The organism is Candidatus Bealeia paramacronuclearis (assembly GCF_035607555.1).
GTDB classification, from domain to species: Bacteria; Pseudomonadota; Alphaproteobacteria; order UBA9655; family UBA9655; genus Bealeia; species Bealeia paramacronuclearis.
On record NZ_JAVHWZ010000003.1, the window covers coordinates 59761 to 83712 of the forward strand.

General features: G+C 41.0%; 21 protein-coding genes and 3 pseudogenes. 15 read left to right on the forward strand and 9 right to left on the reverse strand.

Features of this window, described 5'->3' with window-relative positions:
- Window positions 1–77: 77 nt before the first annotated feature.
- Together Bealeia2_RS08545 and Bealeia2_RS08550 are read right to left on the reverse strand one after the other, a co-directional pair.
- On the reverse strand, window positions 78–3173 hold the full coding sequence (locus Bealeia2_RS08545; protein WP_331256629.1) for an efflux RND transporter permease subunit: 3096 nt from the start codon (window positions 3171–3173) through the stop codon (window positions 78–80).
- A gap of 27 nt (window positions 3174–3200) precedes the next feature.
- A complete protein-coding gene (locus Bealeia2_RS08550) occupies window positions 3201–4259 on the reverse strand; it encodes an efflux RND transporter periplasmic adaptor subunit (protein ID WP_331256630.1) in 1059 nt (352 codons plus the stop codon).
- A 114-nt stretch (window positions 4260–4373) separates the two neighbouring features.
- Between Bealeia2_RS08550 and Bealeia2_RS08555 the strand changes: the two genes are divergently transcribed.
- The 7 genes from Bealeia2_RS08555 (at window position 4374) to Bealeia2_RS08585 (ending at window position 12893) form a co-directional block, all read left to right on the forward strand.
- Window positions 4374–5012, forward strand: a complete 639-nt coding sequence (locus Bealeia2_RS08555; RefSeq protein ID WP_331256631.1) for a histidine phosphotransferase family protein — start codon at window positions 4374–4376, stop codon at window positions 5010–5012.
- Between the two features lie 147 nt (window positions 5013–5159).
- On the forward strand, window positions 5160–7664 hold the full coding sequence (locus Bealeia2_RS08560) for a hypothetical protein (protein WP_331256632.1): 2505 nt from the start codon (window positions 5160–5162) through the stop codon (window positions 7662–7664).
- 13 nt (window positions 7665–7677) lie between these two features.
- Entirely contained in the window at window positions 7678–9438 is a 1761-nt protein-coding gene (locus tag Bealeia2_RS08565; protein WP_331256633.1) for a hypothetical protein, read from the forward strand.
- A gap of 153 nt (window positions 9439–9591) precedes the next feature.
- Complete coding sequence (locus tag Bealeia2_RS08570; protein ID WP_414437882.1) at window positions 9592–10761, forward strand: flagellar basal body P-ring protein FlgI; 1170 nt, start codon at window positions 9592–9594, stop codon at window positions 10759–10761.
- Window positions 10758–11108: a hypothetical protein gene (locus Bealeia2_RS08575; RefSeq protein ID WP_331256634.1), complete on the forward strand. Its 351-nt coding sequence runs from the start codon at window positions 10758–10760 to the stop codon at window positions 11106–11108. The genes Bealeia2_RS08570 and Bealeia2_RS08575 overlap by 4 nt, the downstream gene beginning before the upstream one ends.
- The gene (locus tag Bealeia2_RS08580) at window positions 11086–11550 is read left to right on the forward strand and encodes a hypothetical protein (RefSeq protein WP_331256635.1); all 465 of its coding nucleotides are present in this window, start codon (window positions 11086–11088) and stop codon (window positions 11548–11550) included. The genes Bealeia2_RS08575 and Bealeia2_RS08580 overlap by 23 nt, the downstream gene beginning before the upstream one ends.
- Complete coding sequence (locus Bealeia2_RS08585; protein ID WP_331256636.1) at window positions 11550–12893, forward strand: FlgK family flagellar hook-associated protein; 1344 nt, start codon at window positions 11550–11552, stop codon at window positions 12891–12893. The genes Bealeia2_RS08580 and Bealeia2_RS08585 overlap by 1 nt, the downstream gene beginning before the upstream one ends.
- On the opposite strand, the pseudogene Bealeia2_RS08590 reads toward Bealeia2_RS08585, so the two are convergent.
- Window positions 12877–13188 (reverse strand): annotated as a pseudogene (locus Bealeia2_RS08590) (transposase); the annotation flags it as partial. The gene Bealeia2_RS08585 and the pseudogene Bealeia2_RS08590 sit on opposite strands and share 17 nt — an antisense overlap.
- 74 nt (window positions 13189–13262) lie before the next feature.
- On the opposite strand from Bealeia2_RS08590, the gene Bealeia2_RS08595 reads away from it, so the two are divergent.
- Entirely contained in the window at window positions 13263–14234 is a 972-nt protein-coding gene (locus Bealeia2_RS08595; protein ID WP_422388038.1) for an IS701 family transposase, read from the forward strand.
- Between the two features lie 62 nt (window positions 14235–14296).
- Here the strand turns inward: Bealeia2_RS08595 and Bealeia2_RS10680 are convergent.
- A pseudogene (locus tag Bealeia2_RS10680) lies at window positions 14297–14629 on the reverse strand (IS701 family transposase); the annotation flags it as partial.
- Between the two features lie 25 nt (window positions 14630–14654).
- Window positions 14655–15083, reverse strand: a pseudogene (locus tag Bealeia2_RS10625) (IS701 family transposase); the annotation flags it as partial.
- A gap of 106 nt (window positions 15084–15189) precedes the next feature.
- Here Bealeia2_RS10625 and Bealeia2_RS08610 point away from each other — a divergent pair.
- From Bealeia2_RS08610 to fliW, 3 genes are read left to right on the forward strand one after another with little or no spacing between them, the layout of a single operon-like run.
- The gene (locus Bealeia2_RS08610; RefSeq protein ID WP_331256637.1) at window positions 15190–15726 is read left to right on the forward strand and encodes a hypothetical protein; all 537 of its coding nucleotides are present in this window, start codon (window positions 15190–15192) and stop codon (window positions 15724–15726) included.
- 8 nt (window positions 15727–15734) lie between these two features.
- On the forward strand, window positions 15735–16616 hold the full coding sequence (locus tag Bealeia2_RS08615) for a hypothetical protein (protein WP_331256638.1): 882 nt from the start codon (window positions 15735–15737) through the stop codon (window positions 16614–16616).
- Between the two features lie 15 nt (window positions 16617–16631).
- Window positions 16632–17150, forward strand: a complete 519-nt coding sequence (fliW, locus tag Bealeia2_RS08620; protein WP_331256639.1) for a flagellar assembly protein FliW — start codon at window positions 16632–16634, stop codon at window positions 17148–17150.
- Between the two features lie 8 nt (window positions 17151–17158).
- On the opposite strand, the gene Bealeia2_RS08625 is transcribed toward fliW, so the two are convergent.
- Entirely contained in the window at window positions 17159–18574 is a 1416-nt protein-coding gene (locus Bealeia2_RS08625) for a hypothetical protein (protein ID WP_331256640.1), read from the reverse strand.
- A 129-nt stretch (window positions 18575–18703) separates the two neighbouring features.
- On the opposite strand from Bealeia2_RS08625, the gene Bealeia2_RS08630 reads away from it, so the two are divergent.
- Window positions 18704–19468 carry an NAD kinase gene (locus tag Bealeia2_RS08630; RefSeq protein WP_331256641.1) on the forward strand — a complete coding sequence of 255 codons (765 nt, stop codon included), beginning with the start codon at window positions 18704–18706 and terminating at the stop codon, window positions 19466–19468.
- Between the two features lie 6 nt (window positions 19469–19474).
- Here the strand turns inward: Bealeia2_RS08630 and Bealeia2_RS08635 are convergent, their stop codons facing one another.
- The 3 genes from Bealeia2_RS08635 to Bealeia2_RS08645 form a co-directional block, all read right to left on the reverse strand.
- Entirely contained in the window at window positions 19475–19882 is a 408-nt protein-coding gene (locus tag Bealeia2_RS08635; RefSeq protein WP_331256642.1) for an HIT family protein, read from the reverse strand.
- 61 nt (window positions 19883–19943) lie between these two features.
- Window positions 19944–21026 (reverse strand): GNAT family N-acetyltransferase, encoded by a 1083-nt coding sequence (locus Bealeia2_RS08640; RefSeq protein ID WP_331256643.1) that lies wholly within the window; start codon window positions 21024–21026, stop codon window positions 19944–19946.
- A 75-nt stretch (window positions 21027–21101) separates the two neighbouring features.
- Window positions 21102–21224 carry a hypothetical protein gene (locus Bealeia2_RS08645; RefSeq protein WP_331256644.1) on the reverse strand — a complete coding sequence of 41 codons (123 nt, stop codon included), beginning with the start codon at window positions 21222–21224 and terminating at the stop codon, window positions 21102–21104.
- A gap of 611 nt (window positions 21225–21835) precedes the next feature.
- On the opposite strand from Bealeia2_RS08645, the gene Bealeia2_RS08650 reads away from it, so the two are divergent.
- From Bealeia2_RS08650 to Bealeia2_RS08655, 3 genes are read left to right on the forward strand one after another with little or no spacing between them, the layout of a single operon-like run.
- Window positions 21836–22258 carry an IS1/IS1595 family N-terminal zinc-binding domain-containing protein gene (locus tag Bealeia2_RS08650; RefSeq protein ID WP_331255242.1) on the forward strand — a complete coding sequence of 141 codons (423 nt, stop codon included), beginning with the start codon at window positions 21836–21838 and terminating at the stop codon, window positions 22256–22258.
- Entirely contained in the window at window positions 22195–22542 is a 348-nt protein-coding gene (locus Bealeia2_RS10630) for an IS1 family transposase (protein ID WP_414437814.1), read from the forward strand. Before Bealeia2_RS08650 ends, Bealeia2_RS10630 begins: the two co-directional genes overlap by 64 nt.
- A 44-nt stretch (window positions 22543–22586) precedes the next feature.
- Window positions 22587–23852 carry an AAA family ATPase gene (locus Bealeia2_RS08655; protein ID WP_331256645.1) on the forward strand — a complete coding sequence of 422 codons (1266 nt, stop codon included), beginning with the start codon at window positions 22587–22589 and terminating at the stop codon, window positions 23850–23852.
- Window positions 23853–23952: the final 100 nt, after the last annotated feature.

The window sequence follows — 23952 nt, forward strand, 5'->3', positions numbered from 1 at the left end:
GGCTGACGTTAGCACGATCATTTTCGAAGATCTAGTGGGGGCTCAATCATCCAGCAAAGAGATATAATAGACCAGATTTACCCGTGAACGTCTTCCACTTTTTTTCGACGGCTGAGATAAGTATAAACCGCAGGAATCAAGAAGAGTGTGAAAAGGGTTCCAAAGCTCATACCGCCCACAATGACCCAACCAATTTGCTCGCGGGTTTCAGCGCCTGGACCTGAGGCCAAAGCCAAAGGAATGGCACCCAAAACCATCGCAAAAGTTGTCATAAGAATAGGACGTAAGCGCAAACGCGCTGCTTCCATAACGGCTTCAAAGGGTCTCATCCCCTCATCTTGGAGTTTGTTGGCAAAATCGATAATTAAAATACCGTGCTTTGTAATAAGTCCAATCAATGTCACAAGACCAATCTGGCTATAAATATTGAGTGTACCTGTAGGCGTGAGCCATAATGTTAGAACAGCGCCGGCAAGGGATAAAGGAACACTCAAGATAATAATGAGAGGATCCACAAAGCTTTCAAATTGAGCCGCCATCACTAAGAAAATGAAGGCCAGCGCAAGGCCAAAAATCATATATAGGGTATAGCTTTCTTTAATATAATCACGCGTTCCCCCGCTGACTGTTGTGAAATAACCATCAGGCAATATCCTTTTTGCGACTGCTTCCACATCCGTCAAAACCTGCCCCAAACCATAACCTTCTTTGAGTCGAGCATCTAATGTGACCGCACGAAGCCCATCAAAGTGATTAACCTCAGGGGTGGACTCCCGGCTAATTACTTCGATAAGATCCGACAAGGGAACATAGGTTTCCTTATTATCGCGACTGCCCCGAACATACATGGCCAGCACATCTTGAGGCCCTTTGCGGAAATTTTCACCCACCCACACACGCACAGGATACTGTTTATTTTCCCGCTCAAAGTTCGTGGATTTTCGTCCTCCAATGAGTGTATCTAAAGTTTGTGCTATATTTTCAGGATCAACACCTAAAGTTGCGGCTTTATCGATATTAATTTTGGCTTTGTAATCCTGCACAGGCGCCCCAACATCAGGCTGAATGCTCGAAGCTTCAATACCAGGATGCTGTCCCATTGCAGCCCATATCCGCTGCATTTGATGCATGAGGTCGTCATAACTGCGAGAGGTTTGAATCACAAAACTAAGATCTTCGCCCGAGGAGCCTGAAACAAGAGATTTGCTAGGACAGTAAACGCTAATCTGAAGCCCTGGAATTTTAGCGAGTTCAGGTTTTAATTCTTTAGCAATTTCAGAACATTTTTTCGTGCGATCTTCCCAAGGCACCAACGTGTTCATAGAGTAGGAATCTTCTCCCACTTGAATGACCATCATACGTTTCATAATCTCTGGGGCGGTTGAGAGAATCTGGTCGGCTTTTGTCGCATGGCGATCAATAGCTTTAAGAGTGGCGCCTGCAGGGGCCAACATGCTCGAACGAATTGTACCTTGATCTTCCCGGGGCGCGAGCTCTTTTTCAAGTTGGTATTTTCCAATATAGGCGCCTGATCCTGCAATCACAAGTGCACCTATCACAGCATAAAGACGGAAGTGAAGAACGGACTTCAGTGCACTAGCATACCCATTATCTAAAGCATCTAAAATACGCGTCATAAACGTTGCAAACTTATTAAAATAACTCGCGAGTTTTGATGTTCCTAACCCAGGATGATCTTCTCCTACCAATAAGCGTGAGCACATCATGGGTGACAGCGTGAGTGCGATAAATCCCGAAACGAGAACGGCTCCGGCCAAGGTAATCGAAAATTCAGTAAAGAGTTTTCCGGTCATGCCGGTTGAAAGAGCTACAGGTGCATAAACAGCCGCCAAAGTTAGGGTCATGGCCACAACGGCAAAGCTGATTTCTTTGGTGCCTTTAATGGCCGCTTCCATAGGCGTTAAGCCTTTTTCGATATAGCGATAGACGTTTTCAACAACTACAATGGCATCATCGACCACAAGTCCAATGGCAAGCACAAGAGCCAAAAGAGTCAAAAGATTAATAGAAAATCCAAATGCATACATGAGTGCAAAGGCTCCAATCAACGAAATCGGAATGGTCACAAGTGGAATTAAAGATGCTCGGATAGAATGGAGGAAGAAAAAGACAACGAGAATTACCAAAATGGAGGCTTCCCAAATTGCAGAGTAAACTTCATCTACGGACCGTTGAATAAAGACAGTATTATCAGATGAGACCTCTAATTTAATACTCGCCGGCAATGAGGCCCGAATTTCATCAATACGCGTGTAAAGCTCTTTTGCAATTTCTAAAGGATTGGCCGTGGATTGTTTAATAATGCCAATACCCACCGCATTTTGACCGTTAAAACGAGAGATAAAGCGGGTATCTTCAGAATTAAGTTCAGCGTGCCCCACGTCTTTAAGACGAATTAATTTGCCCTCCCGATCGGCTATAATGAGATTGTTAAATTCATCTTGAGTTTTCAAACTGGCCGTTGTTGTGAGCTGATACTCGCGTTCTTCACCTTTAAGACGTCCAGCAGGTTTTTTAATATTTTGCTTTTTAAGGGCCCCAGCAATATCTGTTGCTGTGATTTTATACGCATTCAAGCGCACAGGATCGAGCACCAAATGCATCTCGATATTTCCGCCACCATAAATTTCAACGCTTGAAACACCTTTTAAAGTTTCAAGTTCACTTTTCAAAAAGCGGTTCGCATAATCGGCCAATTCACTGACGGTTTTCCGTTCACTCACAAGCGCCAAAAACATAGTAGGGGCAGCATCAGCATCGGCTTTTTTAATTTCAGGGTCTTGCGCTTCATCGGGAAGTGTATTGCGTACCCGGCTCAAGCGATCCCTCACGTCGGCTGCAGCTGCATCCATATCCCGATCAATGCGAAAATTAAGTTTAATAACGCTTTCATCAGGACCACTTCTGGACGTCATATACTCAAGCCCTTGAAGCCCTCCTAAGGCTTCTTCAAGCGGGCGAGTGAGTTGCTGCTCAACGATCTGAGGACTTGCACCTTCCAGTTGCGTTCTCACGCTAATGAGTGGTTTGTCAACTTCAGGGAATTGCCTGACAGGAAGATAAGTATAGCTCACAGCACCAACCATCACGATGATGATGCTCATCACAGTTGCAAGAACGGGCCTTCGAATTAAGAGTTCAACGAAACGCATGAGAAAATATATCCCTTATATGAGTATTTACTTTTTTTGTTCTTCCATGACAGCAACCTCATCACCATCATGAAGTCGGAACTGGCCATTAATCACAATAGTATCACCTTCTTTGAGCCCATTCGTGACTTCAACCATTTTTCCGTCTTTCATGCCCGTGCTGACCACAGTGCGGATGGCAATCTTATCCATAACTACAAAAACAACGGGTTCCCCATCTTCAAGCTCAATTGCAGTTTCTGGAATTAACACTGCGTTTTTAATTTCTCCTGCAGCAATACTCATGTGGGCATAAAGACCGGGACGTAATTTCAAATCCGTATTAGGTAAAGTAGCCCTGATTTTAATGGTATGCGTTGCTGGATCAACCTCAGGAGCCAGAGCTTTGATGGTTGCATCCATGGGCAAAATATCATAATCCGCAATAGTCGCATCGACGACATCACCAGGTTTGATTTTTCCCAGCAAAGATTCGGGAACGTTGAAGTCCACATTAATGGGGGTTAAATCAACCAAATTCACAAGTTCCGTTTGTTCTGAGACAAGGGCACCTACACTCACATTGCTGATTCCCATCACCCCCTCAAAAGGAGCTTTGATGATAGTATCTTCCAATTTGATTTTAGCTTCATCAAGCTGGGCTTCGTTGACTTGAAGGGTTGCTAAAGCTTTATCTCGATTTTGAAGAGTGCCAAATTTTTTCTCAAGCAAAGACGTAGCCCTGCGATATTCCTCACGGGAAAGTGCAACTTGAGCTTCGGCTTCCTTCACTTTAGCTTTATAAAGTGCATCGCTAATTTTATAAAGTGGCGCTCCTTTTTTTACTTCTTGCCCTTCTTCAAAAAGAATTTCTGCAATCTGACCACTTACTTCGGGTCGGATGGAGACGGATTGATTAGCCGTTAAAATCCCTGAAGACTTTACCCGATTGGTAATTGTTGCTGTTTTGGCAATGGTCACCTCCACAGGAACAGCTTCTTTTTGAGGGAGATCCATGGTTTTTTTATGCACAAAGAAATATTGGAAGGCACCAAAGCCGGCTCCGGCGACGACAGCTGCGAGAATGATTTTTTGATATGTTTTCATTTTTTTCCAACACTTAGTAGATTGTTTCAGATTTGTCTCCACAAACCCATCTATTTTTAATACTATAAATTATAAAAGTTAACAATAAGCTAAAATTTTAGGGAGTGATTTCATATGCGGGATGAAAAATTAATTTTTGCCGAACTTCTTTGCTCTCGCTTATGTCACGACCTCATCACACCGGTGGGCGCTATTAACACAGGCCTTGAACTTTTTGATGAGCACGCGGGTGGAAAGTCAGGGGACAGCGAAGAAATTTTAAATCTCATTCGCCAAAGTGCGATTGCCGCGTCTTCTCGATTGAGTTTTTATCGAGCTGCTTTTGGTAGTAGCGGTGGCGGAATTGCCTTGGGAGATGTTAAACGCCATGTGGAGAGATTTTTCACCCCCAGCAAACTCACTTTTTCTTGGGAAGAGCCTTTTGAGCCCAATCTCAATATTCCACAATGGGGACGCCTTCTTTTAAATATTGTTTTATGGATTAATGAATGTGCCCCTCGCGGAGGCGAGCTCAAAATTAAAGTCCCTCAAGAACATCATTTATGTGCAGAAATCGAACTTGAGGGCGATCATATTACGGTATCGCCTGATGGAAAATCAGCGCTTTTGGGGGAAGCGCCTTTAAAAGATCTTACACCGCGCACAATTCAGCCTTATTTGCTTTCGCTTTTAGGAAAAAGTGCCAACGTCGTTTTTGAGATTACGCAAACCAACGCACGTCGAATTGTCTTTGTGGCCAAGAAGAAAACGTAAAAAAGACGAGGCTTATCCCACACCCCCCACACACATTTTTTAATGTTTAATGTGATTCTCTCTTTCCTCGCTTGACAGCCTTAAGAGCTTGTGTTCTGAATTAACCCATTAAAAAAATATAATAAATTAAATCTCAAGGAGGTATTTATGAAATCTCATGTGTCTTTTCGTGCGCTTGTTTTAGGGTCTGTGTTTTCAGTTTCATTTTCGTTTTCAGCATTTTCTATCGGCTTTGACGAGTTCAAAAATGTGGGCATTGAAAACGAATGGAATAACGCACCAAAGACGGTACAGGAGAGATTAAAAGGTGCCAAAGATTTGGATTCTGCCTTTGAATCCGCATTGAAAATCGAAAAAGTGACATCAGATATCAAACATGAAACCTCCCAAAGTTTTCTGCGCCAAATTTTAAAAGTGGAAACTTCCATTTCTTGTGGTCATCAAGAAGATCAAGATGGAGAAGCGCTCACCGGTTTTGGAAATCAGATTGAAAAAGTTTTTGGATTTTATCAAATGTCCGCCAAGGTTGTGCGTGATTATTCGGATAAGACAAAAAAACTCTCCTCGCAAGAGGTGAATCAATTGGGTCAGCTTGCCCTTTGGATCAAACGCAATTTTTCTGCTATTGAATCCGATCGAAAAATCATGGCACGCCCCTTTTTTCTCCGTCGTGTGGGATACAATTCTCACCATAAAGAGGCTATGGAAACCACATGGAACGCCTTGGCGAAAGTTAAAAAAATGGATCTCATTTTAAAGACGCTGAATGATCTTGGAAACGACTCAGAGATGCGCCAACTTTTTGAGATTACGGATCAAACAAAACCTGAGGAAATCATTTTAACACGGAAAAAATTGAGTAATCTGCCTTCTTATCTTCTGGAAGGATTTTCTGAGTTTCAAGTCCCAGAAAATTTCAAATACAGCTATCAGGAACTTCAAAATCTCAAATTTTTTTACGACACCCCTTTTTCGGTTTTATGGTCGGGAGACAATGATGATGTTTCAAAACCAAATTCCCCAGTGAAATTAGGGGCAGTTCAACCCCTTCAGGATTTGGGGATGGAGATTGAGGCAAATCGCGTTTTGAGCAAGGCCTTCCAATTGGAGGGAAGGCAAAAATTTATAAACGAGATTAATTATCGTGTCTTGGGAGGCTTGCAGGTTAATCTTGATAAACTGCCAGAAATCCAAAAGAAAATTAAAGAGGCTGAAAGCTCACTTCGTCAAAAATGGGCACAGCATGTTTTGGGACGCAGTTTAAAAACCAATGAAGAGCTTCCGAATCAACCAGGTTTTAATGGGCTCCTTCAACATGTTCATCTTGTGGCGGCCATGCACTTTGTGCTCGATAATGGCAAGTTGGATTCTGAATCCGTGGGTTATCTCAAAAAATCCGCTGATGTGCGTCTGGCCGAAATTCTCGTGAAGGCCAAAAAAATTTATGACACCGCATTGAAGGGGAATACCGACGCATTTCAAGAAGTTTGTAGCTGGATCAAATATATTGATGAAAAAAACACGGATCTTTTTATTAAAGGCGATAGAGAGTTTTTTGATGAATTTGAGGGCACAAATGCTACGAGTGAAGAGAAATTACGATTTGAAAAAATCATTACTGGCATTTACAGCGTGATGGGGCAATTAGAGATTTCAAATCATCCTGAATTTGTAACGTGGAAATTGGCAACCGAAGACAGAAAAACTGAAGAAATTACAAAAAGCCTTCTCCTGCGTATCAAGGGTTATGAAGATGAGATTCAAAAAGATTGGCTTTTGAGTCGCAGTCCTGAAATCAAAGCTTTGCCCCTAGAGCTTTCCCCAGAAGATCAAAAAGCCGTTCAAATTTGGGAAGAGGCTTCCCAAAAATTACAAAAGGAAGGCACTCAAAATACAGATGAATCAAAAAAACTGCATAAGTTGGTGTGGGAAGATCATCCTTATGAGCAAGCTCAAAAAGTACTTTTTCGCCATACTCTTACGGTCAAAATTTATAGTATTCTTGGAGGGATTCAGGGTATTTTACAACAAACAGAGGATGATAAAGTCATTCTTCAGTCGCTTTTAAAATCACGAGATCTTTTAACCCAAATTAAGGAGGCTTCTGAAAACAAAGGAAATCTCTTGGCACAATTGGGTGATGAACCCCATTGGAAATTAAAGTTAGAGGTGATCCAAAATATTTGGAATTTCACACCAGAGCGTTATCGTAAAGCCATTTCAGATATTAAAATATATGGAAACCAATTAAAGCCAATTGTGGCAAAATCACAAATGCAAAACATCCAGGTTGATGAAAAAGAAACCCAGCCGTTCGTGGATAAAATTTTAGAGGCCGACAAAATTTTGAAGGGACCTCTTCCCGAAAAGGTTAGTTTTAATGGCATTTTTGCCAATAAAGCTGCTACCAGTTCCTATAGTATTCATAGGGATTTCAAGCGTTCTGAATCGCTGGTTAAATTTTGGTGGAGCAAACGTAAAACGTCCAACTTCTTTCAAAATGAAAAACGATTCGAGGATGTACTTCTTCTCCGCCAGTTTTTTGATGTGGATGCCAAACCCGACCTTGATCCAAAAATGAAAGCAGCTTTATTGAATGCAATTTGGAATGCGTCCCAAAGAAAGCTAACCCTTGAGTCCTATTTGCAATAGGGGAGAAAAGCAGATGGAAGGTTGTGGTTTTCGTAAAATCTCCTTTAAAACATCGAAGTTAAAGGGTGTCGTGATCCAGAGTCTTTTGGCCTCCACCCTTCTATTCTCACCTCTTGGCGCTACATTTGAAACCCTTGTGGAAACTCTGGGACTTAAAAAAGATACCCAAGTTCAAACCGCAAAATCAAAAATCGGTCATCTTTTTCAAGTCGAAGAAGATCCCAAGAAAGCTCCTTCAAAAAACAAAGTTATTCAAACAACGCCCCTTGAAAAAGAGATTTTAGAGCTTCACCAAAAAGCCCTTTTGCTTCAAATTTCAGACAAAGATATTTGGGGGGATTTTTTAAAAAACCTCTCATTTTTTCAAGGTGTTCAGCCTTCTGTCCATCCCGCATTTCGAAAAAATCAAATAGTTGAAATCTCTAAACGTGTCCAAAAACTTCAAGAAGCCTATAGTGATGAGTTAGGAAAGTATTTTATTCGTAAAAGTATTCCCATGATCGGTGAGGATTTGGATACCTTTCAAGTCATTAAAACACGATACCTCACTCTTTTTAATATCCATTCATTTATTGCCGCACACTGGCTGACAAAAGAAAAATCAGATTTTGTAGCACCCTGTTTCATTCTGGGAACTCAATTGGCGCAAGCCAAATTAATTGAAAGCGTATTTGAAGATGAATTCCAAAAACAATTAACTCAACAACGGGAAGAACGCCGCAAAATTAAAGAAGAAAAGGAAAGGCAAAAGAAGGAACAGGCCAAAAATCAAAAATCTGAAAAGAAAGAAAGTGATTCCAAAGAGGAGACAAAAGAAGAAACTCCCGAAATTATGGAAGGCCCTAAAATAGAAGGGGAAATTGTGGAAGAAAAAGAATTACCCGAAATCACACGGTCGGAAATTACCTTCTTCCCTTCTCAGGTTTTTGAAAGCTTGAAAGGTCACATATTGCCCCCCGAAGTCAATTCTTGGAACTCCTCATTTCCTTTGGAGTTCAAAGACATTGATGAGCTCATCAAAAAATATCAAACCCCTTTTGATGATCTTTCTGCACACATTTTCCCAAAACAATCCCCTATAAAAGAGGAAGTCAAACTTGATAAAAATGAGACGGAAGATGAAAAAAAAGTCGTCAAAACTGAAAATTTAAAACTGGAGGAGGAAGCACCCCCCAAAGACACTAAACTTGAACTCAAAAACTCAAAACTTGAGGAGGAAGACACCAAAAAAACTCCTCCTTTTGAGATTCTTGAAAAGTTAAAAATATTCCGCCATCCTGGCATTTTCTCAACCTTGATGAATCAACACGGTTTTGAGGTGGCCGATCAATATCTCTTTTTAAAATCTATTCAACTCCTTAAATCGATGACAACGGACACAACCTCTGAAAAACTCACACAAAAACTGAAACTTGCCTGGAACCTTCATACGACAAAAGGAAAAGAGAAGAACTCTCAAACTTCCGTATCTGAGGAATTTCTCAAGGCTTTTTCCAATTGGGCGGCTCAAAATAAGGAGCTTGATATCCATCGCCTTAAATTTAATGAAAGCAGTCCATTAGAAATGAAATACGCGCATTTTATGAAACAACATGGACCTAAATTTTTGAAAATGCTGGAAGAGAAAAAAGAAAAAGAAGCCCAACAACTCATTAATATGATTGTGGGGACGGACGGATGGAAGCATCATCAATCCACGCTTTCTAAAAAAGAACCACAAGAAAAAGTTACACCCCTTGAAGAAGAATTAAGAAAAGCTTGGACTAGGATTTGAAATAACGGCCTTCACCTCACATTACCCCTCTGAAAACACGGACACTCTCCTCCTTCAATCCCATTTTTTATGAACAAAACCTGCGCAAAAATCATTTTGGCACGGTTCTCGCATAGATTCCTCATGAGAAAGGTTAAAACCATGACAATGAAAATGACACAGCACAGGGCTAGGAATTTCAAGACGAGCTTGCAGCTCACAGTTTTTGCAAGTCTCATGGTTTTGTTGTCGTCAACTTCCCTTTCTAGCGCCCCCTCAAACTCAACATCGCATTCCTCCAGGATTAAAGATATTGTGAGCTTTGAGGGCGTGCGTGACAACCAATTGGTAGGATATGGACTTGTGGTGGGCCTTAATGGAACAGGTGATGGTTTAACGAATGCGCCTTTCACGAGAGAAAGTCTTGTGAGTATGCTTGAGCGATTGGGCGTCAATATTCGTGATCAGCTCGCCAATCTTAAAACAAAGAATGTGGCAGCTGTCATGGTGACTGCAAATTTACCCCCCTTTTCTCGCCAGGGCGCACGCATTGATATTAGTGTCTCTGCAATGGGAGACGCGAAAGATCTCTTAGGAGGAACTCTTTTGGTAACGCCTCTTATGGGTGCGGATGGTGACGTTTATGCTGTGGCTCAAGGTCCCATTACCACGGGAAGTTTTCAAGCCAGTGGATCTTCTGGATCCTCTATTACTAAGGGCGTTCCCACCAATGGAAAAATTCCCAATGGGGCTATTATCGAAAAAGAAATTGGATTTGAACTTAAAAATCAGGATGGTCTCAAGCTTTCCCTCTTTAATCCTGATTTTACCACTGCAAAAAGAATTGCCGATGCGGTTAATGTGAAATTTGGACATGTTGCTGACGCTTTGGATCCAACCACAGTTCAGCTACAAATTCCTGCAAAATTTGCGGCAAATCCCGTAGCCTTCATCACAGAGGTGGAGCAAATGCCGATTACTCCAGATTTGGGTGCTAAAGTCGTGATCGATGAAGCCAATGGCGTCATTGTTATGGGTAAAAATGTACGCATTAGTGAAGTCGCCGTATCTCATGGCAATCTCACAATTAAGATTACAGAAACCCCTCAAGTTTCCCAACCCAATCCGTTTTCGATTGGAGGAACAACAGAAATTGTAGCGCGCACAGGAATTGATGTGAAAGAGGACTCCAATAAAAAGATGGTGGTGCTTGATGGCGGAACAACACTCCAACAACTCGTTGATGGACTCAATGCTCTGGGCGTATCTCCTCGAGATATGATCACGATCCTTGAGACAATCAAGTCTGCAGGCGCCCTTCAAGCCGAAATTGAGGTGAAATGATGATACCGATGATCGCACCCACAGATGTCAAAGCCCTGGATACTATTTCTCCAGATGATAAGAAAATGGAAAGACAGTCGCGAGATTTTTTGGCCGTCTTTTTAGGAAAAATATACGGCCCTCTTTTTGATCGCAGTGGAATCAGTACATCTTGGGATGGAAATGATTTTGAAGAAAGCGGACAGGCGTCTGGTTACAGTCGTCTGACATCATCTCTCTCCCAAACTGAAATTGGTGCGATCTTAGCACAAGACAAAGGCTTTGAATCTTTCGTTCAAGATTTCAAGGTGTCCCTTCTGAAAATGCAAAAAAATGGAGGCTATAATGCACACAAGTCTCACAGCTAAAATACCCCAAGAAGTGCAAGAAGTTTTAAATCTCACAGATACACTTATTGCGATTGTGAAAGAAGAAACGCGCCTGATTCAAAAACGAAATTATAAAGAAGCCGTAACTTTTCAAAATAAGAAAGGCGAACTTTTGAATGAGTACGCGCAAGCCATTGCGATCATGAAATCGAATCCCTCTCTCAAAGAAAATCTCAGTTCTTCTGAGAAAAAGCGCCTTGAGGATAAGGCCGAAGAACTTCACCAAATCTCAATTCTCAATGAAATCACAATTACCGCGGCTTATGAAACATGCCAAAAAATCATGGTAGTCGTGATGGACATTGCCCAAAAAGAGTTAAAAGAAAATGCGCCCTATAATCGCACAGGGGCGTTTTACAAGCCGATAACACGCGCCTATTCCAATTCCTTTGGGGCGATCTCGCTCGATCGGAGGTTTTAATGGCCGGCATTACATCCCTAGATAACGCATCCAGTCTTCTGATTTCAGGAACAAACGTTGCCAAAAGCCTTTTGAATAACAAAGCTGAACGTTTGGGAAGCTCTCAGAGTCCTGATTATACAAAAAAAGATCCTCTCATTGCGCTCACGACTTCAGGGGGCGGCTATTCTTCTGTATCTGTTCAAAAATATGCACGGCTCGTTGATCCAGTAATGCGGCAGCAGAGATTTGATGCCATAGGCGATCTTTCTTTAGCAGAAGTTCAAAATAATTATGGAACACAACTTTCTAATCTCTTGGGACGCTTTAACGATGACAAAGCGCTCAGCAATCGAATTACAGATGTCTTTAGCAAAATTGACGCTCTCGTTAGTAGTCCCACGAACTCGAGAACGCCTTCAGATTTGAAAGATTCTTTCCTTCAACTCACTTCTATGCTGAATGATGTCACCAATGGTATTCAAACGCTTCGAACCCAATGTGAGCAAGACATCGCATCAGGTGTTACAAAAACAAATACGCTTCTCCAGAATCTTTTCGATTCAAACACACAACTGAACAGCATCTTTGGTTTAGGGAACGATGTGTCACGCGTAATGGACCCGCATGATTCTATTATAGAACAACTGGCCAGCTATTTGCCTTTAAAAGTTGAAGATCAAAAGTCTGGAGCCAGCTATATTACTTCGCCTTTTCCTTTATTGCTTCAAAAAAATGAACCTATTAGTTTTCAAGGTGGAAATGTTTTAACGCCGCAACAATTTTATAATATTAACGGCACAGGAACCCTTCAGGGCATTAAAGATGCTGATGGAAATGACGTCACTTATGCTCTAACTCGTGGCAGCTTAGGTGGGCTTATAGAACTCAGAGATACGATTTTACCCGAAGCTCAGTCTCTCATTGACAACCTCACAGCCACGCTTATGACTGAATTTAATGCTATTTCCAACAAGGGAACCGCTTATACGCCGGATAGTGTTTTAACGGGAGAACGTATTATTCCTCCCACTGGTGATACAACTCCTTTTACAGGACAAGGTACACTTCGCGTGGCACTCATTGATAGGACAACGCATATTATTACCAATCACGTCGATATTAACATGGCAAATATTAATACCATTGGTGACATGAGAAATGCATTTGCAACGGTTCCAGGACTTACAACGGCGTATGACACAAACAATCGCCTTCAACTCAATTCTAACAATCCAAACCTTGGAATTTCGATGGTCTCTTTGACCGGAGTGCAAACGGCATCTGAAACAACCACAGGAAAAAATTTAGCACGAGTTACGCAGTTTGCAGCAAAAGGGTGGGAATCTAAGCGAAAGACATGAGTTTTGTTATTTCTCTAGAGATATCATGCTTAATAACATCCCACTGCTGCTGATAAAAAGAGAAGCCTCCAGCAAGTCGTCTTTTAAATCTTTGAATCCAAGCCGAAATGGCAAGAAATATATGATTTCTTTGGGCTCGTCCCGTGCGAGACTGACAGCGTTCAAGACCGCATGTTTGCTTTAATTCCCGATGATAAACTTCGATTTTCCAACGCGATTTCATGACCAGTTCAATATGATCACGAGAGGGATTATCCCTATTGGTTCCGATATAATCCGTGCGACCGTTTTTGGCACGAGTTACGCAGTTTGCAGGAGAAGAGAGAAGAGATAAGGTGAGAGGGAATATTTATTAAATGAGAAGAAATGATGTCTCGACACAAATGCACAAAATCACTTTATCGTTCATTTTTACAAGCCAGCAGTGTGCGCTATTCAGGGTTGGCACTTTCGGAGGTGTCACCGATTCCATTGTCGCATGACAGCGTCAATCGATGGTTGAGTTCTAGTGCATTGCGTCCGAGCGGAGTGTGGAATCTTACTCAATCTCTTATTAACAAGAAAGAACCTTGTTTTTTAGTATGTGACGATACAATTTTGGATAAAAATCGGAGCGAGAAGATAGAGCTTGTGCATTATCAGTATTCTGGGAATGCCCATGATGTTATTGCGGGGATAGGTCTTGTCAATTTGGTATGGCATGGCCTGAGGAGTCATGACTCTATTCCTGTTGATTATCGTATTTATGATAAAGCCAGCGATGGCAAAAGCAAGAATGACCATTTCAGGGAAATGTTAAAGCTGGCTCAAGACAGAGGGATAAATCCGGATGACGTGGTTGCAGACGCTTGGTACTCGAGCTTGAATAATCTGAAGGCCATTGAATCCATAGGCTGGACATGGGTGATGGGGTTGAAGAAAAACAGGAAAGTGAATCGTGGAGAAACTCTTGAAAAGCTGGACATTCCAGATGAAGGACTGAAAGTTCACTTACGCGGATATGGATGGATTACTGTTTTCCGGTTTGTTGCCAAAAACGGTCGCACGGATTATATCGGAACCAATAGGGATAATCCCTCTCGTGATCATATTGAACTGGTCATGAAATCGCGTTGGAAAATCGAAGTTTATCATCGGGAATTAAAGCAAACATGCGGTCTTGAACGCTGTCAGTCTCGCACGGGACGAGCCCAAAGAAATCATATATTTCTTGCCATTTCGGCTTGGATTCAAAGATTTAAAAGACGACTTGCTGGAGGCTTCTCTTTTTATCAGCAGCAGTGGGATGTTATTAAGCATGATATCTCTAGAGAAATAACAAAACTCATGTCTTTCGCTTAGATTCCCACCCTTTTGCTGCAAACTGCGTAACTCGTGATAGAGTCATGACTCCTCAGGCCATGCCATACCAAATTGACAAGACCTATCCCCGCAATAACATCATGGGCATTCCCAGAATACTGATAATGCACAAGCTCTATCTTCTCGCTCCGATTTTTATCCAAAATTGTATCGTCACATACTAAAAAACAAGGTTCTTTCTTGTTAATAAGAGATTGAGTAAGATTCCACACTCCGCTCGGACGCAATGCACTAGAACTCAACCATCGATTGACGCTGTCATGCGACAATGGAATCGGTGACACCTCCGAAAGTGCCAACCCTGAATAGCGCACACTGCTGGCTTGTAAAAATGAACGATAAAGTGATTTTGTGCATTTGTGTCGAGACATCATTTCTTCTCATTTAATAAATATTCCCTCTCACCTTATCTCTTCTCTCTTCTCCTGCAAACTGCGTAACTCGTGCATAAATACGATAATCAACAGGAATAGAGTCATGACTCCTCAGGCCATGCCATACCAAATTGACAAGACCTATCCCCGCAATAACATCATGGGCATTCCCAGAATACTGATAATGCACAAGCTCTATCTTCTCGCTCCGATTTTTATCCAAAATTGTATCGTCACATACTAAAAAACAAGGTTCTTTCTTGTTAATAAGAGATTGAGTAAGATTCCACACTCCGCTCGGACGCAATGCACTAGAACTCAACCATCGATTGACGCTGTCATGCGACAATGGAATCGGTGACACCTCCGAAAGTGCCAACCCTGAATAGCGCACACTGCTGGCTTGTAAAAATGAACGATAAAGTGATTTTGTGCATTTGTGTCGAGACATCATTTCTTCTCATTTAATAAATATTCCCTCTCACCTTATCTCTTCTCTCTTCTCCTGCAAACTGCGTAACTCGTGTTTAGGAATCTCTCATTATTTTGGGTTTAACAGCGTGTTTTCAGCACCAGGTTTTAATCCCGAAGGCACAAATGTGGGCCTTTCAAATGTGGTGACGATGAGTTCAAAATTTCAAACGAACCCGTCTTTATTTCCCAAAGGAACTTTGAATACCGGAGTTGTTACTGACGGCACAACACCTGGTCCTTCCATTGGAGATGTATCTAACGCGGGACTCTATGTTTTAGATGCCTCACTTAATATTTCAGGCGTTGATCCTTTAAGAACAAGATCTGTTAATTTCCCTGCAGTCGGATCTTTGAGTGCGACAAATCAACCCTTTTATAGTTACTCCTCGGTTGTTTCTGGAAATATTGCACGTATTTCTGAAAATCTTGCAACTGCAGAAACGACGCAAACGCACCAACTCGAAGCTGTTCAAGACAATTATGACGCCCTTAGTAAAGTTGATCCGGAAGAAGAATTAATGACTCTTCCTGATGTGACAATTTTGATGAATTTTTTGATGACAGCTCAGGCGCAGGTTCTTGAAGCCAAGCGCTCTATTCTCTCATTAACACGTGCTGCATGAGGTAAATTATGATCACAAATACACAACTTCCCCCCGCTTATCTCAGAGGTACATTAAATGCTTACTCTCAGTTAACAGACGCACAAACGCAAGTTTCAAGCGGAGAAATTGCCCAAACCCTTTCTCAATCTCCAGATGCCGCACAAGAGGTTATGATTAACAGTGCTCAAAAACAATGGGCGGACCATAAAATTAAACTTTTGACACAAATTGATGTGGATGCCTCTACACGTGTAACTTCTATAGATGAAATTCTTGAAAGTGCCACACGTATTAGTACATTAATCATTCAGGCCAACTCTGGAGGCAATGGGCTGAACAATAGCTTTACAGAAAATATGAATCAGGAATTGACGACTATTTTTCAATCCCTCAATGTTAGAAACGATAATGGCGATTATCTTTTTTCAGGTACGGCTTTAAACGTGCCCCCTGCGAATCGGGCGTTGTTAGTGAACCCTCCAACAACAGGAAGCACGCCCGATTTTACTTGGTTTCAAGGTTTGAATGATACAGCCATCACAGCCAATTCTTCTGGAATTGAAATGTTATTACGAGGCGCTCAAATGGCCTATACAGCCTCCATGGGTCCACCTCCAGATCAAGCTAGACTTTCCAGTGCAATGCAACTTGTCAATCAAGGAATCCAAGACATGAGCGATGGAATATTACCATTGACCGTAAATGCTCAAAAAACTATCGAAACTGGAATTGACTCTTGGACAAACTCACAAATCAACGCACAAAACCAAATTTCCAGTTTGGCAGACGCATCGATTATGGAAGCCGTAATGGCCATACAACAAAGGTCTGTAGAAATACAAGGAGCCTTCATTGCTAATGCAGAAATTCGAGACGCTATGAAAGCGTTAATTAACAGCATTCGTTAAAAAAGGAGAAAAAAAATGGTCTTAAGTGAAATCGTACAAAAAACAATGAATCAAGGAATTCAAAAACATTTAATCATTCTAAATACAACACTGCCCATGACGGAGTTGGGTGTTTATCCCAGTCGGTATGGGGAGATTGAAGCTCAGGATGACAAAAAAATATATTTCGTCCATGGTCTTCCCGGATTTGATAATGCGAGAGAATTCAGCCTTATTGCCCTTCCTGAAAAGCAATATAAAGGCTTCTTCCTTCTTCAGAATTTAGAGAATGAGGATATAGCGTTCTTGACCCTGCCCTTGCCTGAAGAAATCGGACTCATCTCAGAAAATGATTTAAAAGAAGCCGCTATGGCCACGGGATGCCCTGTTAAAGATGCCCTGTTCCTCCTCGTGATTTCGATTGTGCAAGAAGGCCCCAAAGCCAAAATTTACGCCAATATGCGCGCCCCCATTGTGGTGGATATTCATCGCAGGGTCGCCCAACAATACGTTATGATCAATCCGGATTACCCAATCCGTTACGACTTAACATAAAGGCACCTCTATTTTTCAGAAGCGTTCTGGGTTTTGAGTTCCACATTTTGACTGTGCCACTCATGCCAAGTATGGATCAAGGATTGCACTTCTTCAAGGCTGAATGATTGAGCCTGAGGCAACTTTAAAATACCTTCAATTTTTGAAGCAGAACATTTTGCCAATTCTTTTAAAATATTCATTCGCAATGAATGAGCAGCAGGATTTTGGGGGATAATTGACAAAATGGTGTGCCTGTATTGTGCAAGAATACTCATGCGATTTGAAATTTCCTGAGAATCCAGTTCAAGCCATATTTTCAAAATATCAAACCATCTCGAATCCATAAAAGGGTAATTATCATCTACTTGAAAATAAATGCTTTGAAACTTACTAGAGATAACTTGAATTTGATCAGCGCTCCCCGGAATCACAGCCAAGAAAAGCCAGTATTTTAGATTACTTGTATGATAAGGTATCTGTCTCTGATTTTCGTCAGGCACGGGTAGTTTGTCAAAAAATTTCAAAACAGGTGATTTTTTGAAAATCTCTAATCCTTCTGACAATTTTTCAGAGGTAAATTCCAACAACTGTGAAGCAAAACAATCAACTTCTGGTTTTCCAAAAGCCTCCAAAAACTCAGGGATGACTTTTAAACGTGCAAGACTTGTTTGCGCGTCTAAATTCAAAATGGCGTTTATGAGCTTCCAATTATAGGTAGAGATATCACTAAATTTATCAGTTTTAGCCAAAATATTAATATTTTGACTAATAACTTGGGCTCGTGCGATGAACTCTTTGAGCTCGACATCAGGAACCCAAAGATTTAGAAAAAAACTTAAATCATGATTGGGTTTTATTTTTGAACGTTCTTTTAATTCATGTAAGTTTTTGGCCTTGGCCATCCAGAAAGGACTACAAAGCAGAAGCTTTTGACATTTTTCTCTCTGCAAATTATCCTTGGGTAAAATACCTGTTTTTTGCCCAATTACATGTAAAGGAAATCCAGTTTCCAATATGCGGTACATCCCTCTTAAAAAAGTCGCATTTTCTTTTTGAACACCTTCATAAGCTCTCTCTTTTATATTTTTAATTTCTTCATTGCTCCAAACAAAAGCAGCTAAGTCAGGGGAATTAAAATTCCATCTGTTTGGATCTTCATTGACATTCCAAACCTCAATCATTTTTTGAGCGGCAATCTTATTTTGTTGCTCTCGACTATGAAAATTATACGTTTTCCCAATAAGTGCCAGGGATTCGAGAGTTTCCCAATCCATATAGAAAATTATTCTTTGAAAAATCTCTCCTGGCAATTCAACATTTTTTATTTTAACGGGAGGATAACCCTTTATTTTATATTCATCATCAACTGCTTTCAACGAAGCTATCAAAGCTGCACTTGTCATTAAAAGTGCTAACATTTTTTTGATCATTTTCTTTTTCATTACTGTCTCCATTTTTATAGATTAAGAATAATTGATTAAATTTTAATTTTTAAGGAATTCTGGAAATGACTTCTCGATGATTTAACATAATTTCTTGACCCTCTCTCTTGAAATTGTCAAAGTGAGAATATGAAAAAATTTGCATTTATAGGTTCGGATTCCCCAGAAGCGAAAACAGCACTGGAGGTGCTTTCCAAAATTAATCCTCAACACACTGTCGAAGACGCGGATGTGATCATTGCTTTGGGGGGAGACGGACTTATGCTCGAAGTTCTCCATAAAACCCTTTCGATTTCAAAGCCTGTGTATGGCATGAATTGTGGAACGGTTGGTTTTTTGATGAATTCTTTTTCTGAAGACGCCCTTCAAGACCGCGTGAAAAAAGCAATCCCAACCCATCTGCATCCTTTGAAAATGTCCGCAAGAACGAATGCCGGGGAAATACACCGCGCCCTTGCATTTAACGAAGTCTCCCTCATTCGTGAATCACGACAAGCTTCTAAAATTGAAATTAGCATTGATGGTAGAGTTCGCTTAACGGAATTAATTTGTGATGGCGTTTTAATCTCAACGCCTGCGGGAAGTACAGCATATAATCTTTCTGCCCATGGTCCGATTTTGCCCATAGGATCGCCACTTTTAGCTTTAACACCTATCAGCGCTTATCGTCCTCGCAGATGGCACGGCGCCATTCTGCCTCATTCGGCCAATATTACATTTACCATTCTTGATCGTGAAAAGCGTCCTGTGACCGCCGTTGCCGATTTTACCGAAATCCGCGATGTGATCTCTGTCTCTATTCATGAAGATCGGACCCATTATGTAACCGTTCTTTTTGACGAGGGGCATAATTTAGAAGAGCGCATTCTTCAAGAACAATTCCACGTGGGGTGAGGTTTTTTAAACGACCTCAAATCCCGCTCTTAATTTTTCGATCGTCTCTTCGAGGTGTTCGGGAGTATAGGGAGCTTTAAAATCCCCCTTCCAAGCCGCACTCGGCCAAGCCTTGTCCCCCACATAACGGGCCACCACATGAACATGAAGTTGGGGCACGATATTTCCCAAGGATCCCACATTTAATTTATCAGGACTAAAAATGGATTGGGTGACATGACTGGCGCGGACAATTTCTCTAATGAGTTGAATTTGATCCCCCTCTTCAAGTTCTATAATTTCACGGACATGGAGACGCTTGGGAATTAAAAGGATCCAAGGAAACGTAGAATTCAAACTCAGTCGAATTTGAGACAATTCAAGATCGGTCACATAGACAGAGTCTTCTTCCAGGCGCGGGTCAAGAGTGAACATGGTGGAGTCCTTTTTTTGTTGATAATAAAGACTACCCCAACTTTTCTGAAAAGCAAATCTCCTAGATTTCCTTTCGATAGGTATAGGCATTAACCAAATTACCTTTAAGAGTTTTTAAAATCTTTGGACTTGTATTGATTCTTTGAAAGTTCATTTTCTCGTAAAAACCAGGTGCCTGAAAATCTATGGTCCCCAATTGCGCAATGTGTGCCCCTTGAGATTTGGAAAAAGACAGAGCAGCGTTCATCACCTTGCTTCCCAAGCCTGTTCCACGCACACTGGAGTCAATCCAAAATATATCAATGTCACTATGGGGAATCACCACGTCTTTTGTGTTAAGTGTTCCAAAAAGCCCCCCTTTAATAATTCCATTTTTTCTGACAAACACACCAAAGTTTCCCAAAGGGACAGGAGGAGACTCCTCTTGAGGTTCAACTCTCCATTCAAAGGCGTTCTTAAAAGTCTTGATCTCACCCTCTAATGCGAAAATCATACTAGAAATGTGATGTATTTTAGAAGTTTTGAGACGTCGTTTTCCTTTTGATGCCTTAACTTTTTTTAATTCCTCTTGCCACTTTTGAAGTTGGAGGTTTAGGCATTTTTTTCTGTCACAAAGATCCTGTTTTGATGTTGCCGACGTCAGCAGTTCTTTATAAAAATTCTGAGTATAAACTGGTTCCTTAAGATGAGGAGTTTCTCCTGTAAGAACATACCCATGAGTGCGCAAAAACTCAGACAACTTAAATCCATCATGTTGAGTCAAACTGAGTGGCTCTATCGGTTCCTTCCCATTTTTGACAGAGATATAGGAACGGCGAATCCCTTTTTGAAGGGCTTCTTTTTCAAGCTTCATCAAAAGGGTTGCAGTTTTAGAAGCCCCCAACTGCAAAAGAAGATCATCAAACGCACCAGAAATACTTTCTTGAAAAGCACAGGCAAAAGGTTCAGAAGAGTGGGGCAAATAAATTAACGTTTCTGAAAAATTTTCGAGGTATTGCCGATTGTGTCCCATAAGCCCATATCCAACTTTCAGGCAATCATTGGGATGAGCGAGAGGTGAAAGTGTAATTTCAAGATTACCTGGAATTTTAAAAGGTTTTTTATATCCTGGAATTTGGATGAGTTTCGATTTTTGAAACCACACCGTCTGCCCTTTTGATGGATTGAGACGGTTGTCAGATTTCGGATCAGTCGCATCAAAACCTATACGTTTTAAAGATTACGTTCCCTTTTTAATCACAATGGCCGAAGAGTTTCCTACTTCATATTCGAGCTCGTCAATAGCCCTTATTTCGGGAAAACTTAAAGATACTAAGGCCAACCCCACAAAAAACAATTTCATATTTAAAGGCTCCAAAACAAATTATTTTGAATTCTATAAAATAAATTATTGAATATTTCAATCTTTTTAATCAAAAATATTCATTAAATAAATTTTGAAAAAACACAGGAATCAATCCAATTAACGGATTACCCTGTACACTTCTCGATTATTAATCCGTCCAGCAATTAAGGTACGTTCCATATTATGGAAATCTACAGACTTTCTTACGCTTTCTTTACAAAATACATTTTTTTCAAAATCCAGAGACATCACCTCAGGTTAAAATCTAAAAAAAATTAATGTATATCAATAAAAAAATATTGACATGCGATTTTCTCCTATATATAAGACGGTTAAGCTGGAGTAAATTTTCTTCTTAAGTCAAAAAAATGCTGAGTTTTTATTCTTTGACAAATATACATTTTCTTCAATTATTTAATTTATGGTGAATCCTATGTGTCGTTTTCTTCTCAAGTTTTTCTTATCTCTATTTTTGTGCCTCAATTTATCAGCAGCTGGCGAAGACTATGACCCTATTGCTAAATATTATGTACCGGGGCGCCTTTTTGGAGACACTTAACTAAAGATAGATAACGTGATAAGATGGCTTATTTAAAGGGGGATAGGCCATGGAATGCAAGAAATGTAATTCAGTTCAGTATGTTAAGAATGGAATGGTCAGAGGGATCCAACGCTACCGCTGTAAAAGCTGCGGCTGCAACTTCACAAATACACCTAAGCGCGGAAAGCCAGAGGCCATGAAAGCCTTGGCAATCCTTTTATATACATTGGGAAATGCAAGCTTTGGAATGATCGGAAAGGTTCTTAAAGTCAGTAATGTCGCTGTTTTGAAGTGGATTCGAAAAGAGGCAAAATCATTGGAAAGGCCTGCCGTTCCATCTGACCTTAAGCTCGTTCAAATCGACGAGATGTGGCATTACGTGAATGGAAAAAAAACAAAATTTGGATCTGGAAAGCCTTTGACCCTGTGTCAGGGCGAGTTATCTCCTGGACTTTGGGTCGCCGTGATGATCGAACAGCCAAAAGCTTAATCGACGAAATCGGCACGAGGGATCTCACTTTCATCACGGACGATTGGGAGGGATTTCATCGTCTAATTCCTGAACATCAACTTTTTACTGGCAAGGATTTAACCTACCCAATCGAGCAGGATAACAGCAACACACGTCATTATCTCGCGCGCTTTCGAAGGCGCTCCAAGGTCACGTCTCGAAGCCATGAAATGGTAGATCTTTCCTTACTTCTTCTTTACCATCTCTCCAATCCTGAAGTCTTCAAAAAATATCTGGACTCTTTCTTATCTATCTTTAGTTAAGAGTCTCCCTTTTTGATATCATAGAGGTTTTGAAAGATCTTGAATTGCGACCAATTCTTTTAAAGATGGGGTATACTGCAGAGATGCTACCAGAGGTTTCTCAACCGCAAATAGGATACTTTCAGGGGCTTTATCAACGCGTTCCTCAAAATGAGTTGATTGATTTGGAAAAGGGACCTGAAGACAATAAAGAAAAATTGGAAAAGGCCCTTGAAAGGGCCTACCTCCAAAATCGACGCCAACTTTATCAAAAAGGGATGAAGCAGGAAACCGTGGGAACCTTAATAACACCGCTTGTTCTGAGTGGTGGTTTAGTGGCTGTTGAAGTCACCGGTATCGATTCTAGTGGTTTTGCAGCAACTCTTTTTGGAATCAATATCCTTTATAATTTGATTGACGGAGGAAAACCTCTCAAACCCCTTATCACCAATTGGATGTATCCTGAAAACGATCCCCTCTATTCCTTTGAGCGTGAGTATGCCCTAAAGAAGCCCTTATTAAACTTTTTAGATGCAAAAGACGATTTGAAAAATTACTCCGAATATAAGGCCGTGCCCTTTCCAGAGGAGCAATTTCTCATTGCCCGAAGAAGCCCTATGAATATGAGTGGCGCTTTGCAGCTTTTAAATTTGTTTTTCAAAATACCCACGCAAAGTGTTAATCCCACTTTGCCAGTAAAAGAGATTGAAAAAAGCCTTCAACTTTATTCCAAAGAGGCGAGAGAGATTATTCTCAGTGCCTGCATCAATCATCAAAAAGCCTATAGCTCCACTTTGGGGCTCAATCCTCAAACACGGGAATTTGTCAATTTGGTGTCAACACCAGGAACAGGTAAAAGTTATTGTGTAGAGGAAACCGGACGCAAAATGAATCTTCCGGTTGTCACAATTTGTTTAGCAGGAGCAACCCCTGACAGTTTGTTTGGAACCAGTACAATCCCAGGGCTTTTGCTTGAAAAACTGGGTGAGATGCAAGGGGCCAGAAATGGAATTCTTTTCCTTGATGAATTGGATCGGGTTTTAAATGATACTAATTTGATGTCTGTTCTTTTGCCCTTCCTTGAGCCCAATAACAAAAAATTCTTTAGCGCCTATTTGAAACGTCACATTGATGTCAGCCATTTGTTCATATGGGTGGCAGGAAATCTGAATTTTAAAGAAGCGGCTTTAAAAAATCGTTTTCACGAAAAAAAGACGGCGTCTCTTGAAATCGTTGATAGGGATCTTCTTTTGGACACAGTCATGACGACCTATCTTCCTAAAAAATTAATGAAGGGGGAAATTGTGGAGTCTGAAACGCAATCAATCTGACGTAAAGGCACAGTTGAGTATCTGGAAAGAGTTGAGGCGCCTGAGGAGAAAAAAGAGGCTGTTCGTCCTCCCTACTCTTTCAGAGATGCTCACGCGATCA